Origin of the sequence: Bacteroides luhongzhouii (assembly GCF_009193295.2) — a bacterium.
GTDB classification, from domain to species: domain Bacteria; phylum Bacteroidota; class Bacteroidia; order Bacteroidales; family Bacteroidaceae; genus Bacteroides; species Bacteroides luhongzhouii.
Genome location: NZ_CP059973.1, coordinates 4,462,560 through 4,478,036, shown reverse-complemented (window position 1 = coordinate 4,478,036; position 15,477 = coordinate 4,462,560). Strand labels below are relative to the sequence as shown.

The window sequence follows — 15,477 nt, the reverse complement described above, 5'->3', positions numbered from 1 at the left end:
TATGATGGAGAAATGCAAAGTACATATTCAATTTATTCTTGTTTTGCTACTTCTCTTGTTAGGATGGTGGGGGATAGAACACTATTTCTCAGGAGAAAAAACAGAGCCTTCTCTTGAGTTGGCTTTACAATTTGCTGGAAAGAATAGGAATGAATTGGAGAAAGTTCTATGTTGCTACCAAATGAACCCTACTGATAGCCTGAAATACAAAGCGGCTTGTTTTTTAATTGAAAATATGCCTTTTTATTTTTATTCTGACGGAGAACAATTAGAAAATTATAAATCTTATTATGCTTGGCTAAAGCCAAGTTTTGGAAAAACACCGGAACAAGTTGCAGACTCGGTAAAAAAAGTATTTGGCCCCATGCAGACCTTTAAGAATAAACGTGATATAATGGAAATAGATTCTGCTTATCTGTGTCATAATATTGATTGGGCATTTAAAGTCTGGCAGGAGCAACCATGGGGAAAGAATATTTCATTTGAATCTTTCTGTGAGTATCTTTTACCTTATCGAATTGATGATGAGCCATTGGTATATTGGCGGGAGATGTATTATGAAAAATATAATTCGTTGCTGGATTCATTGCGAATGTCTGACACTTTAGATAAAGAAGATCCATTAGTGGCAGCCAGATATCTGATGGCTAGGTTACCGGATAAAAATACTTATTTTACTTCTATCGCTCCTTTCTCTTTCGGACATATAGGACCTGAATTTGTACAATATCAGTCTGGCAGTTGCAGAGAGTTGACGGATTTTGCCATCTACTTATTCCGTGCTTTAGGCATTCCTTGCGCGATAGATTACTTGCCTGCACGTGGTAATGACAATGCTGGTCACTTTTGGGTAATGCTTTGGGATAAAAATGGAGAAGGATATATATCTGACTTTATGACAAATTTGATACATGTTCGCAAATGTTTCCTGTATCAATGGGAGGGAGCCGCCAAAATATACAGAAATACTTTTAGTGTGAATAGGGAGTTACACAAGCAGATGGCACAATATGGAGAAGAAGTGTATTCATTTTGGCGTATTCCTAAGTTTAAAGATGTTACTTTTGATTATGCGTATTCATATCAAAAAGAATTGATTATCCCTTTAGAAAAGCAATATAAAAATGAAAGGAGTGGGAGAATTGCTTATTTATGTGCTAGTAATAGGGATCATTGGGTTCCGGTTGATTGGACAGTTTATGATGCCGGTCATTTGGCTTTCCGATATGTTCGTAATGGTGCAGTCATGAGAGTTGCTACTTATGAGGATGGTGCACTATGTTTTTTGACCGATCCTTTCTATATGGATAGAGAAACTAACGTTCCCTACTATTATTCAATTGGAGAAAAGAAGCAAGATGTAGTATTATATGCTAAAAGTAATATAGAAGTCGAAGATTTGGTAAGAGAGCGGATGATAGGAGGTGTTTTCGAAGGAAGCAACCGGTCGGATTTTTCGGAAAAGGATACTTTGTTTATTATACAAAATAAACCTAGCCGCTTAAATACGGCTGTCTGTAGTTGGTCGGATAAGGAGTACCGTTATATCAGGTATGTCGGTCCTCCCAATGGGCATTGTGATGTGGCGGAAATCTCTTTTTACGGGAAGAGTGATACTATGGCTTTGTCAGGAAAGGTAATGGGAACTCCCGGATGTTGGGGACATGACGGAAAGCATGAGTATACCAATGCCTTTGATGGGAAAACGTGGACTTCCTTTGATTATTCCGAACCTACCGGAGGATGGACGGGACTTGACTTGGGTAGAAAGATGCAGATAGACCGTATAATCTATACTCCTCGCAATGGAGATAACTATGTTCGTCCGGGTGATTCCTATGAATTGTTTTATTGTGATCGGGACTGGAAATCTGCTGGTAAAATCAAGGCAACTGCTGATTCTTTGGTTTTTCGGGATGTTCCGGAAAACGCACTCTTGTTTCTGCGTAACTACACACGTGGAGTGGACGAGAGAATCTTTATTTATGAAAACGAAACTCAACAATGGAAATAAAGACACATATCAGGATTATCGGACCAAGGAGAGGCATCATGCTTTCAGGTATTATGGTTCTTATATGTGCCTGTTCCTGTCATCAGGACGGAAACTTTTCGCTTTTTTCCAGCACAGTTCCTTCCGAACATACATTGCTGGCACTTGCTCCGGATTTTTCTATCAGCGTCACAGGAGATACAATTAATAAGTGTTATCCACGTTTGAGATCCGGGAAAATATTTCCGATAACGGGTATCTTGCGGGTAGACGGCAAAGCTTACCGTTTTATGGGAGGAGATTCTATGCGCATCTCTCCTTTAGTTCCTCTTTCAGATGATAGTCTCGGATGGCAGGGAAAATATTCTTATTTATTTCCCGGTGAAGACTGGGAGAAGAGTGAATATGATGATTCTTTGTGGAATGAGGGCAATGGAGCTTTTGGATTATTGAAAGGAAAATATCCGGTTCACACCGCATGGGGATCGGAAAATATATATATCCGCAGACATATCAGGATTGATGATAAAAAAGATTTGAAAGAGCGAAAAGTTTATATACGTTATATATGTGATGATCAAATGAAGCTTTATTGCAATGGGAAATATCTGTTTGGAAAAGATTATTGTATTGATCAAACAGAGTGTCGGCTATTGACAAATGAGACTGTCTCCCAAATAGTTGAAGGGGATAATGTTTTAGCTGCATACGGCCGTAATACAGGAGGACTTGCCTTATTGGATTTTGGTTTGTATGTCGAAAATAAAACTTATGCTGATGCGGAGCTCGCTATATTGAAACAAATGGATGTGCAAACTACACAGACTCATTATGCTTTTCAATGTGGGGATGTGGAACTTCGGATTGATTTTGTTTCTCCTGCCCTGTCGGAAAAGTGGAATTTGACAGGATGGCCTGTCGGATTTTTTACTTATCATATTCACTCGGAAGATAAAAAACAACATAATGTAGAAATTATGTTTGATGTAGATATGAAATGGTTGTTTGGTAAAGGCAAGGTTGATAATTGGGTTGAACAAGACTGGCGTTTTGTCAAGTCTGATAGTTTGTATTTAGCTGTCTCTTCAGATGAGACAACTTTTTTGTGGGAAGGCGGTCATGCTATCTTCTCTCAAAATCTGTGTGCAGGAAATGAAAATAAGGGTGTATTATTACTAGGATATGAAGAAGGACAGACTTTACAATATGAGGGTGAGAGTTTATGCTCTCTTTGGAATAAAGATGGAAGAGGGGAGATAAAAGAATTAATAAAATCTATTGGAGACAGGTATCAAGAGTTTCAAGAGGAATGTAATCAATCAGATTATCGATGGAGAGTGAAGGCATTGCGGACGGAGGATCAAGCTTTTGTCGAACGGATACTTTCTTCTTATCGTGCTTTTGTTTCTTCCCATCGGTTTGTGTTGTCTCCGGATAAAATAATGTTTTGTTTTGGTGACACTTTGAGTAACGTTAGGGAGACTTATAAGACTTTTCCGGTTTTGTCTTTTTTTGGTCGCATTGACTGGATGAAAGGTTTATTAGATCCCCTATTTAAATATTGCGAGGATTTTCATTGGAATAAAAAATATCCTCCATACGATATTGGTCTGTATCCTATTGCCGCAAAACAGATAAAATTGGAGGACTGTGCTGTAGAAGCTGCTGCCAATATGCTGATGATGACTACTGCTGTTGTAGAAGCGGAACAAGATTTCGGTTATGCTGATGTACACTGGGAACAGTTGTGCTTGTGGGCAAATTATTTGCAAGAGCGAATGAAGAAAGAAACTTTTCCTGTCTCGGAGTTATTGGATGAAAAAGATGAGCGTGTAAAATGTGTATTAGGATTGAAGGCTTATCATAAATTAGTGCAATGGAGGAAAGCGTATGAATAAAGCGAAGAAGATTCTGACAATACTGGAGAATCTAGCGTTCTTCACATTTTGCATGGTGGTAATTTTATTCTTGATCCAACTGTTTTGCTTTACTTCCTTTAGGATACCTTCGGATTCAATGGAACCGACATTGAAAGATGGTGACCGGATATTAGTGAATAAAGTGATGAAGGGGGCACGGTTGTTCAATGTGTTTGCCGCTTTGGATAATGAGGACGTTGAGATTCATCGGATGCCCGGATGGGGGAATTTTAAAAGAAATGATATATTGGTTTTCAATTTCCCTTATCAGATGAACCGTTGGGATAGTATCCGGATGGACGTGATGCAGTATTATGTAAAACGATGTATTGCTCTACCGGGAGACACGTTAGAGATTCGGGGAGGATTTTATAGAATACGCGGAAGTAATGAACGATTGGGAAATTATAATGCCCAGCACTATCTTGCGGGTTTGGAGTATCCGGAACAGCATAGTATTGTGGTAGGTACCTTTCCGTATGATGGACAATTGGGGTGGACTATCCGTGAATTCGGACCACTGCCAATTCCCCAGAAAGGTCAGATAGTAATGATGAATCGTACGAACTATTTATTGTACAGGCAATTAATAGGTTGGGAACAGAAGAAGAAACTACGTTTGAATGATGGGCAGGTGTTATTGGGAGATAGTCTGATTTCCCGATATCGCTTTAAAAAGAATTATTATTTTGTGTCTGGTGATAATATGGCTAATTCGCAGGATTCAAGGTATTGGGGGATGCTGCCGGAAGAATATATTGTGGGCAAGGCAACCCGTATATGGTATTCGGAAGATAAATTTACGGAGAAACCTCGTTGGAATAGGATGATGAAGAAAATTAAATAAGGAATGAAAGTCAAGTTGGAATTGAAGCAAATAACAAAAGAGAATATGGCGGCTGTGATGACTATTACAGGAGTTGCGGCAATTTTGTGCGTAGTAGCTTTTTCTACTCCAAATAACATCCCTGTCGGCGAAATGGCATATCAAAAACTATGGTTGGGACGTATGACCGTTGTTTTTGCCTTTTGTAGTCTGTTTTCTCTCTGCTTGAATAGGAAACAATATCTGCCTTTTTCGTCAATAGTGACGTGGGTATTGATTGCATTGGGAGGAATTGAGGCGATATGGGGATTGAGGCAAATATATGGTTTTGCTGTTTCCAATCATTCCTTATACGCACTCACGGGATCTTTCTACAATCCGGGACCTTACTCGGGATATTTGGCAATGATATTTCCGCTTTGCCTACATGAATGGCTAAATTTGAAAGAAAAGACGGAACGTACATGGATAGAACAGGGAAAGTATTACATGGCATTAGGAGTGATGCTGTTGATTCTTTGTGTACTACCTGCCGGAATGAGTCGTTCGGCTTGGATGGCTGCCGCAGTATCGGGCGCATGGGTGTATGGAATGCACGTTTCATGGGGAAGTAGACTGAAGGCGATTAGAAAGAGATATAAGAAAAAAGTAGTGTTGACCTGTATTGCAGGAGGCATTATATTCATAATGATTGTTTACTTACTTTTTCAGTTAAAAGCAACTTCTGCCAACGGACGCTTGTTCATGTGGAAAATCAGTACTCTTGCTATCGCTGAAAGTCCTGTTGTAGGACATGGAATAGGGAATTTTATTTCAGTCTATGGCAGGGCACAGGAGAATTATTTTGCAAACGAAGAGTATTCGGAAACGGAAGAATTAGTGGCGGGTAGTCCGGAATATGCTTTTAATGAATATCTTCAAGTAGCAATAGAATATGGGATTCCTTTTTTATTTGTCGTGTTACTAGTAATTGCATTTTGTCTCTGGAAGGGGAGTGGGGAAGGACGAATAGGTCTTTGTGGAGGTATAATTGCTGTGTTGGTATTTGCCTTTTCTTCTTATCCGATGCAGATTCCCGGATTTGCTGTGACGTTCTATTTTCTGCTGGCTGCTTGTGTTATTGGACGCTCGAAGATAATGCTATTATTTTTTATTTCGATAATAACTTTATTAGGGACATATTATTGGAAATACAATCAATATGATGCATGTAAGAACTGGCATCGTAGTAAAATGCTCTATAATATCGGAGCATACCAATCAGCTAAAGAAGAGTATGAAAAGTTGTATTCCGAATTGAAGAATCGGGGAGCCTTTCTTTTTGAATACGGGTATTGTTTGCATAAATTGAAACAATATGATAATTCGACTATAGTTCTGGAAGAGGCTATGAAGCATAGTTGCGACCCAATGCTCTTAAATATTATAGGTAAGAACTATCAGGCAGTAGGAAAGTATGAGAAAGCGGAAGGGAGTCTGATTCGATCTACGCATCGACTTCCGGGACGAATTTATCCATATTATCTTCTGGCAAAGCTATATGCGGAGCCGGAATACCAACAACCTGAAAAATTAAAGCGTATGGTTGAGGTTGTACTGACAAAAGAACCGAAGGTTCAATCGACAGCGATAAAAGAGATGAGAGTGGAAGTAAAGAAATTATTGAAACAAATAAACTGATAAATATGATGAAACACAATGGTACATGGTTATTGTCATGTCTGGCATTAGGAATGCTGATAATATCTTGTTCTAACAAGAAGGGCGATGTGGATAAACAGGAACAAGGTGTTTCCACTGTTCTTCCTGATGCTAAGAATGAAGTCACTATTCAAACCCTAAAGAGACGTGATTTTCATCACGAATTAGTCAGTAACGGTAAAGTAAGTGCTCTCGGACAGGCTGGTCTCCGTTTTGAGACAAGTGAAGTTATTGCCCATATTTATGTGAAGAATGGCGACCACGTACATAAAGGACAGAAATTAGCTGAACTGGATAAGTTTCGCTTGGAGCAGAAGCTATCTCAAGCGGAAGATGCTTTGTTGAAAGCCGAATTGGAACTGAAAGATGTATTGATCGGACAGGGATATACCTCCGAAGATTTCAGCAAAGTTCCTGTGGAAACAATGAAACTCGCGAAAGTGAAGAGCGGATATGAGCAGTCGAGATCTCAATATGAATTGGTAAAAAGGGAAACAGAACATGCTACACTGGTTGCTCCTTTCGATGGGATAGTGGCTAATCTGTTTTCTAAACCCTTTAATTTAGCTAATACTTCCGAGGTGTTTTGTACGGTTATTGATACCCGTGGGATGGAAGCTGATTTTACAGTGTTGGAGAATGAGTTGGCTTTTATTAAAACAGGTGATAAGGTAATGATTACTCCTTATGCCGGAGGAGATTCGTTTGAGGGCAGCGTATCTGAAATCAATCCATTGGTAGATTCGAACGGAATGGTAAAGGTGAAGGCTGTAGTAAACGGACAAGGAAAACTGTTCAGTGGTATGAACATAAGAGTAAGTGTCAGAAGAAGTTTAGGGCAACAATTGGTCATTCCTAAAACGGCTGTTGTGTTACGCTCCGGTAAGCAAGTGGTATTTACTTTACAAGAAGGTAAGGCTATGTGGAATTATGTGCATACGGGATTGGAAAATGCAACGGAATATGTTGTTTCGGATAAATCACAGAAAGGGATTGAAGAGGGGTTATTGGAAGGAGATACGATTATTGTGACCGGAAATCTGAATCTGGCACATGAAGCGGCAGTAAATGTAAGATAATCCGTGCCAAAATCAAGTAATTATGATAAAATTTTTAATTCAACGCCCTATCGCTGTATTGATGGCTTTTACTGCCTGTTTTATAATCGGGCTAGTGACATATAATACTTTGCCTATATCATTGCTTCCGGATATTGCCATTCCGGAGATAACGATACAGGTGGCTGCCGCCAATACCTCTGCCCGTGAACTGGAAAACACGATTGTGAAACCTTTACGGGGACAACTGATTCAGGTGTCTACATTGAAAGATATTCATAGTGAATCGAGAGACGGAGGAGGTATGATCCGTCTGTCTTTTGATTTCGGTACTAATACGGATCTTGCCTTTATAGAGGTTAATGAAAAAATAGACGCTGCAATGAATTATCTTCCCAAGGATACTGAACGCCCGAAAGTTATTAAGGCAAGCGCAACGGATATACCCGTGTTTTACCTGAATCTGACCTTAAAGAATGATAGTGCTTATGGTACGGTAGGACAGCAATCTTTTCTTGATTTGTGTGAATTTGCCGAATCGGTGATTAAGCGCAGGATAGAACAGCTTGAAGAAGTGGCTATGGTAGACGTGACCGGATTAGTGGAGCGTCAGGTACAGATTGTACCTGATGAGGATAAACTGGCTATGATGGGACTTTCTATTGAAGATATTGAATCGGCTTTGACTGCCAATAACGTGGAGCCGGGCAGTATGACAGTACGTGACGGATACTATGAATATAATATAAAATTCTCCACTCTGTTGCGTACCGCAGAAGATGTGGAAAATATATACTTGCGTAAGGGGGACCGCATTGTCCAACTAAGGGACTTCTGCAAAGTTACTATCGTGCCCGTAAAAGAAAAAGGTGTATCTGTATCGAACGGGAAAAGGGCGGTGACTCTGGCTGTTATCAAGCAGGCAGACGAGAATATGGATGAGATGAAGCAGTCTTTGGTGAGGACGATGGAGCATTTTAGGCGGGTATATCCGGAAATCGATTTTAGTATCAGTCGCAACCAGACAGAATTGTTGGATTATACAATTTCAAATCTACAACAGAATCTAACTTTAGGTTTTCTTTTTATCTGCCTGGTAGCTGTCCTGTTTTTGGGAGATGTGAAATCTCCGTTGGTGATCGGACTTAGTATGGTGGTTTCTATCGTGATTAGTTTTGTTTTCTTCTATCTGTGTAATATGTCCCTGAATATCATTTCGCTTGCCGGATTAATTCTGGCATTGGGTATGATGATTGACAGTTCGATTATTGTGACCGAAAATATATCCCAATATCGGGAGCGAGGCTATTCATTGCGCCGTGCCTGTATAACAGGAACTAGTGAAGTGGTGACACCCATGTTGAGTTCTTCCCTAACCACCATTGCCGTATTTGCTCCCTTGATTTTTATGAGTGGTATCGCCGGAGCTATCTTTTATGATCAGGCTTTTTCGGTTACAGTGGGATTGATGGTTTCGTATTTTACCGGTATTATGCTTCTTCCGGTGCTTTATCTGTTGGTTTATCGGACAGGTATTCATACCCGGAAATGGAAATGGCTTTCTTTTAAATTCAATAACCCGATAAAGGATCACACATTGGATCGTTTTTATGATGCCGGGGTAGATTGGGTGTTCTGTCACAAAACGTTTAGTGTATTGTTTTGTGTTGTCTCCATCCCGCTTTGTGTATTCTTCTTTTTCTTTATAGACAAGCAGCGGATGCCTGATATAGAAGAGAATGAATTGATCGCCCGAATCGAGTGGAATGAAAATATTCATGTGGATGAAAACAGGCGGCGTGTGGATGAGCTTTTTAAGGATTTAAAAGAACAGGTATTGGAGCACACGGCATCGGTTGGCAGACAGGATTTTCTTCTGAATCGTGAAAGGGAACTTTCTTCTTCCGAAGCAGAACTCTATTTCCGAACGGAAACATCAGAAACAATCATTTCTTTGCAGCAGGAGATATACCATAAACTGAAAGAACGTTATCCACTTTCCGTTATTTCCTTTTCTCCACCGGAGACTGTATTTGAGAAACTCTTTGTCACGGGAGAACCGGATATCATAGCCGAATTTTACACCCGTAATAAGGCAAAAGCACCGGAAGCGGAAACGATCCGGAATGTGGAGCTGGAGTTAGCCCGTAGAACGGGGATTGCTCCTACAGGCATTGCCTTTGAGAACCAACTGAACCTAGGTATCAATAAGGAGAAACTATTGCTTTACCGCGTTGCTTACAATGAACTTTATAGAGTTTTGAAAACTGCTTTCCGGGAAAATAGTGTGACTATGTTGCATTCTTACCAGCAATATCTTCCGATCAACGTTGCGGGTAGTGAAAAGACGGTGAATGAAATATTGCAGGAAACACTGATACAGACTGAACCGGACAATAGAGGAAACAGAGAGTACATTCCACTCCGGGAACTGGTGACGGTTACTCCTGCCGAGGATTTGAAGAGTATTACTGCCGGACGTAACGGGGAATATGTTCCTTTTGATTTTTATGGCGTACAGGACGGAAACAAACTGATAGAGGAGGTGAAACAAACGGCAGAAGATATGAAAGACTGGGATACTGGATTCTCCGGCAGTTTCTTTTCTAACAGTGAGATGTTGGATGAATTGGTGATCATCTTATTTATTTCACTGTTACTGATGTATTTTATTCTTGCCGCACAGTTTGAAAGCTTTTTGCAGCCTTTGCTTGTTTTGGCGGAGATACCGATTGACCTTGCATTTGCATTGCTTTTACTCTGGATTTGCGGACATACGCTGAATTTGATGTCTGCTATCGGGTTGATTGTTACCTGTGGTATTGTAATCAATGACTCTATTCTGAAGCTGGATGCTATCAATGAATTGCGTAAGGCGGGTGTTCCGTTATTAGAAGCGATACATGAAGCTGGCCGCAGGCGTTTGCGACCGATTATCATGACTTCGCTGACTACCATCTTCGCAATGGTGCCACTGCTTTTTTCTTCAGATATGGGCTCGGAGTTACAAAAACCGTTGTCTATTGCTATGATAGGGACAATGTCGATTGGTACGGCGGTGAGCTTATTTATCATACCGTTACTTTACTGGTTTATTTATCGTAACGAGAAAATCAGTAACAGCTAGAAAGTAATAACTAATAGTTCAAAAATGAAAGTTATGAATAGATTAAAGAAAAGAATTCCTGTCTTCCTCTGTGTCTTCTGTATGTTTGGTAGTGAATCTTCACTTTGGGCACAGAAACACCTGGTATTGGATTTGAACAGGACAATTTCTCTTGCTAACGACAGTTCGCTGGAATCATTCCGTACGCAGAATATGTATTTATCCGGTTATTGGGAGTATAGGACTTTTCGGGCAAATCGGTTGCCTAGTCTGACACTGGATGTTACTCCGGCACAATATAACCGGGATATAACGAAACGATACGATTCGGGACAGGATTTGGATGTATACCGTACGCAACAGTCTTACTATGCTTATGGAGGATTGAGTGTAAAACAGAACTTTGATTTAACCGGAGGTACTTTTTATCTGGAATCGAATCTTGCCTATATGCGTAACTTCGGAAGTAACAGTGCTACGCAGCTTACGAGTGTTCCCATACGAATCGGATATTCGCAAAGTCTGGTAGGATATAACTCCTTCAAATGGGAACGGAAGATAGAGCCGTTGAAGTATGAGCGTGTGAAAAAGGAATTTCTCTATAATGTGGAAAAGGTGTCGGAAACGGCTACGAATTATTTCTTCTCTTTGGCTATGGCGCAGGCAGAATATAATCTTGCTAAAGAAAACTTGGCTTCTACGGACACATTGTATCGTATCGGGCAACAGCGCCACCGAATTGCAGCTATCTCACAGGCTGATTTGTTGACATTGAAACTGGATCGTGTGAATGCGCAGAATACATTGCAGAATAAAGCAAGTGACCTGAAACGGGCTATGTTTTCACTGGCTTCTTTTCTCAATCTGGATAAGAATACGCAAATCAAACTGGAACTTCCTTCTCGTCCGGAGATGGTGGATATTCCGGTAGATGAGGCTTTGAGGTGGGGCAGGAATAATAACCCGCAATTGTTGGAACTGAAACAGAATGTACTTGAAGCGGAACGGAATGTGGATAAGACGAAGAAAGAATCTCGCTTTAACGCAAGTGTAAATGCCAGTATCGGTTTTAATCAGGTAGCGGATAACTTTGGAGATGTGTATCATAAACCGATGCAGCAGGATTTGGTGGCAGTCAGTGTTTCTATTCCGTTATTGGACTGGGGTGTTCGTAAGGGTAAGTATAATATGGCAAAAAATAATCTGAATGTAGTGAAGATCTCGGCACGTCAGGACGAGATAAGCATCGAGGAGGAAGTGATTATGACGGTAAGTGATTTTAATATCCAGCAGCAATTGATAGCCAGTGCGGAAGAAGCGTTGGATCTGTCTATACTTGCTTATAATGAGACAAAACAGCGCTTCATTATCGGCAAGGCGGATATTAATAGCTTGACTCTTTCTCTCAACAGGCAGCAACAGGCACAACGTAATTTTATCTCTGCCTTGCAGAACTACTGGCTGAATTATTATAAGATACGCCGGCTTACTTTATTTGATTTTGCTGCGAAACTTTCACTTTCGGACAGGTTTGATTTTAATGGAGGAAAATTGATAAAATGATAATTTATATAAATATTGAGAATGTAAAATATGGATTCTGAAATAGTGAAATCTCATAAGGCTTCTGCTTTCACGTTGATTGTGACTTTTGTCTGTGTGGCATTAGTGGGGTTGGCACTCATTCCATTGCTGCCTGTCAAACTGAATCCATCGCGGACCTTACCCGGTTTTACGGTGAGATTCAGTATGCCCGGTACTTCAGCACGTGTAGTGGAAATGACGGCTACCAGTAAGTTAGAAGCAATGCTTGCCCGTGTGAAGGGAATTCGAGGGATTTCTTCCATTTCAGGAAACGGATGGGGAAGTGTCAGTGTAAATTTGGATAAACATGTGGACGCAGCGGTTGCCCGCTTTGAAGCTTCTACTATTATTCGGCAGACGTGGCCGGAATTACCGGATGGGGTGAGCTATCCGTATATTCAGATGCACAGTCCGGGGCAAAGTAATCAGGGGCCTTTTATGGCATTTACGATCAATGCACCCGCTACTCCTTTCTTAATTCAGCAGTATGCGGAGGAACATATAAAAACGCGTCTTGCACAGATTCCGGGAATTTATAAAATAAATCTTAGTGGAGCTACTCCGATGGAATGGCGATTGGAGTATGATTCAGAACAATTGCATGCGCTTGGAATAAGTATGGATGATATTCGCCAAGCTGTCCGGTTGCATTATCAAAAAGAATTTTTGGGTACTTATGATGTGGAGCAGGGTGCTTCGGGCAGGCAGTGGATACGTTTGGCATTGGTTCCCGAACAGGAGGGCAGAGAGTTTAATGCGGAGCGGGTAAAGGTAAAAATGAAAGATGGTAAAATCATAGGTTTGAATGAGCTGGTGAAGGTTTCCCGTATGGAGGAGCAGCCACAAAATTATTATCGGATTAATGGGCTGAATTCAATTTATCTGTCGATTGTTGCAGAAGAAACAGCAAATCAATTGGCATTGAGTGAAAAGATAAAAGCGTTTATGGATGATAACCAGCTATTACTTCCGGCAGGATATGAGATTCACACCAGTTACGATGCAACGGAATTTATTCAGGAAGAACTGGGGAAAATTTATCTGCGTACGGGAATGACTGTAGCAATTTTGCTCCTGTTTGTATTGTTGATCACCTTTAGTCCCAAATATCTTTTTTTGATTGTAATCAGTCTGGCTGTTAATATGGCAATAGCTGTCATTCTTTATTATGCGTCCGGATTGGAAATGCAATTGTATTCTTTGGCGGGTATTACGGTTTCATTAAATTTGGTGATAGATAATACAATTGTAATGAGTGATCATTATTTGCGGCGTAGAGACCGGAAAGCATTTATGTCTATTCTTGCAGCCACGTTGACCACGATGGGAGCTTTGGTTATCATCTTTTTTCTGGATGAGAAGATACGTCTTAATTTGCAGGATTTTGCTGCGGTAGTGATTATAAATCTGGGAGTATCACTGCTGGTTGCTTTATTTTTTGTTCCTTCTCTAATTGATAAAATAGGATTGAAACGAAGAAAGAAATCTTCTCTTTCAATAGTCAAATGGAAGATTGGGGAGGTGCGTTTCTTTGTGTGGATACGTTCAAGAATGCGTCGGCTTCCGGTTTATTTCAGTCGTTGTTACAGGTGGCTGATACAAATACTTTGTCGTTGGAGGGTGGCGGTATGTATTTTGCTATTGTTGGCATTCGGACTACCGGTATTTCTATTGCCGGAAAAAATGAAAGGTGATGATAGATGGGCGAAAACTTATAATCAGACGTTGGGTACCACCATTTATAAGGAAAAGGTGAAACCAATAGTGGATAAAGCGTTGGGAGGTACTCTAAGGTTATTTGTGCAAAAGGTATATGAGGGGAGTTACTTTTCACGTAATGAAGAAGTAGTACTTCATGCCAATGCTAATTTGCCGAATGGGAGTACACTTGAGCAAATGAATGCACTGATTAAGAGGATGGAAACTTATTTGAGCGAATTTAAAGAGATTAAACAGTTCCAGACATCTGTAGAAAGTGCCCGAAGAGCCTCTATTCATATCTATTTTACGAAAGAACACCAAAAAAGCGGTTTTCCTTATACGTTGAAAGCTAATATGATTAGTAAGGCACTTCAACTGGGAGGTGGAAATTGGAGTATATATGGTTTGCAGGATCAGGGGTTCAGTAATGATGTACGTGAGAATGCGGGTTCTTTCCGGGTAAAAATGTATGGATATAATTATGATGAACTGTATGATTGGGTAGAAAAATTAAAAGCAAAATTATTGTCTCACCGCCGGATTCGGGAAGTGACGGTCAGCTCTGATTTCTCTTGGTGGAAAGATGATTATATGGAATTCTACTTTAATCTGAATAAACAGCGGATGGCAGAGGAGGGGATTGGAGCTGGAAGGTTATTTTCTGCTATCCACCCGATATATGGGCGAAATATGGAAATAGGTTCGGTGATGGCAGAAGAGGGTACGGAAAAAATTAAACTTTCTTCGCGTCAGTCGGAAGATAGGGACGTGTGGGCGATGCAATTTTATCCTTTTCACATAGGAGAGAGGGAATATAAACTTTCAGAATTGGCAACTGTGGAAAAAGGACAAATGCCACAGGAAGTGGCCAAGGAGAATCAACAGTATCGGTTGTGTTTGCAATATGAGTATATCGGTTCTTCGGAACAGGGAAATAAACTATTGAAAAAAGATCTGGAAGAGTTTAACGAGATTTTACCGATGGGATATACAGCCAAGTCGGAGGATTATAACTGGTCGTGGGGGGGAAAGGATAATAAGCAGTATCGTCTGCTTTTGGTTGTCATTGCTATTATTTTTTTTATTACGAGTATTTTGTTCAATTCTTTAAAACAGCCATTGGCTATAATTTTTGTGATTCCGGTATCTTATATCGGAGTGTTTCTGACATTCTATTGGTTCAAACTGAACTTTGATCAGGGAGGATTTGCTTCTTTTGTTTTGCTTTGTGGTATTACGGTCAATGCAAGCATTTATATTTTGAATGAATATAACTTCGTTCGTAAACGTTTCCCGCGTCTTTCACCGTTCAGAGCTTATGTGAAAGCTTGGAACACTAAAGTGATTCCTATTTTCCTAACGGTGACTTCTACTATCCTGGGATTCGTTCCTTTTATGGTAGGTATGGAGAAAGAAGGCTTTTGGTTTCCATTGGCGGCAGGTACTATCGGAGGATTAATAATGTCTGTAATCGGGGTGTTTATTTTCCTGCCGATATTGACTTTGAAGAAGAAGTGTTTGGTGAAACCTAAAGCTATGCTTTAGCATCTGTAAAGCGTAGCTTTATCCTATCTAAAGCTACGCTTTTT

General features: G+C 40.3%; 8 protein-coding genes. All 8 read left to right on the top strand.

Annotated features, from left to right (window positions below; translation table 11 throughout):
* The first annotated feature begins 4 nt into the window (after positions 1 to 4).
* The 8 genes from GD631_RS16855 to GD631_RS16820 all read left to right on the top strand — a co-directional run bounded on the left by GD631_RS16855 (position 5) and on the right by GD631_RS16820 (position 15,433).
* Entirely contained in the window at positions 5 to 2,014 is a 2,010-nt protein-coding gene (locus GD631_RS16855) for a transglutaminase domain-containing protein (RefSeq protein WP_143258769.1), read from the top strand.
* Positions 2,005 to 3,891 (top strand): glutaminase domain-containing protein, encoded by a 1,887-nt coding sequence (locus GD631_RS16850; protein ID WP_143258689.1) that lies wholly within the window; start codon positions 2,005 to 2,007, stop codon positions 3,889 to 3,891. Before GD631_RS16855 ends, GD631_RS16850 begins: the two co-directional genes overlap by 10 nt.
* Positions 3,884 to 4,759: a signal peptidase I gene (lepB, locus tag GD631_RS16845; RefSeq protein WP_143258688.1), complete on the top strand. Its 876-nt coding sequence runs from the start codon at positions 3,884 to 3,886 to the stop codon at positions 4,757 to 4,759. The genes GD631_RS16850 and lepB overlap by 8 nt, the downstream gene beginning before the upstream one ends.
* A gap of 45 nt (positions 4,760 to 4,804) precedes the next feature.
* A complete protein-coding gene (locus GD631_RS16840; protein ID WP_370511907.1) occupies positions 4,805 to 6,418 on the top strand; it encodes an O-antigen ligase family protein in 1,614 nt (537 codons plus the stop codon).
* A gap of 8 nt (positions 6,419 to 6,426) precedes the next feature.
* Positions 6,427 to 7,518 (top strand): efflux RND transporter periplasmic adaptor subunit, encoded by a 1,092-nt coding sequence (locus GD631_RS16835; protein WP_143258768.1) that lies wholly within the window; start codon positions 6,427 to 6,429, stop codon positions 7,516 to 7,518.
* A gap of 22 nt (positions 7,519 to 7,540) precedes the next feature.
* Positions 7,541 to 10,624 (top strand): efflux RND transporter permease subunit, encoded by a 3,084-nt coding sequence (locus GD631_RS16830; protein WP_143258686.1) that lies wholly within the window; start codon positions 7,541 to 7,543, stop codon positions 10,622 to 10,624.
* 81 nt (positions 10,625 to 10,705) lie between these two features.
* Positions 10,706 to 12,166: a TolC family protein gene (locus GD631_RS16825; RefSeq protein ID WP_143258767.1), complete on the top strand. Its 1,461-nt coding sequence runs from the start codon at positions 10,706 to 10,708 to the stop codon at positions 12,164 to 12,166.
* Positions 12,167 to 12,196: 30 nt separating this feature from the next.
* On the top strand, positions 12,197 to 15,433 hold the full coding sequence (locus GD631_RS16820) for an efflux RND transporter permease subunit (RefSeq protein ID WP_143258685.1): 3,237 nt from the start codon (positions 12,197 to 12,199) through the stop codon (positions 15,431 to 15,433).
* Positions 15,434 to 15,477 lie beyond the last annotated feature (44 nt).

Bases quoted from the DNA above. Each gene is read 5' to 3' on its own strand.
- lepB (WP_143258688.1), top strand. From the start codon at position 3,884: ATGAATAAAGCGAAGAAGATTCTGACAATACTGGAGAATCTAGCGTTC.
- GD631_RS16825 (WP_143258767.1), top strand. From the start codon at position 10,706: ATGTTTGGTAGTGAATCTTCACTTTGGGCACAGAAACACCTGGTATTG.
- GD631_RS16840 (WP_370511907.1), top strand. From the start codon at position 4,805: ATGGCGGCTGTGATGACTATTACAGGAGTTGCGGCAATTTTGTGCGTA.
- GD631_RS16830 (WP_143258686.1), top strand. From the start codon at position 7,541: ATGATAAAATTTTTAATTCAACGCCCTATCGCTGTATTGATGGCTTTT.
- GD631_RS16820 (WP_143258685.1), top strand. From the start codon at position 12,197: ATGGATTCTGAAATAGTGAAATCTCATAAGGCTTCTGCTTTCACGTTG.
- GD631_RS16855 (WP_143258769.1), top strand. From the start codon at position 5: ATGGAGAAATGCAAAGTACATATTCAATTTATTCTTGTTTTGCTACTT.
- GD631_RS16850 (WP_143258689.1), top strand. From the start codon at position 2,005: ATGGAAATAAAGACACATATCAGGATTATCGGACCAAGGAGAGGCATC.
- GD631_RS16835 (WP_143258768.1), top strand. From the start codon at position 6,427: ATGAAACACAATGGTACATGGTTATTGTCATGTCTGGCATTAGGAATG.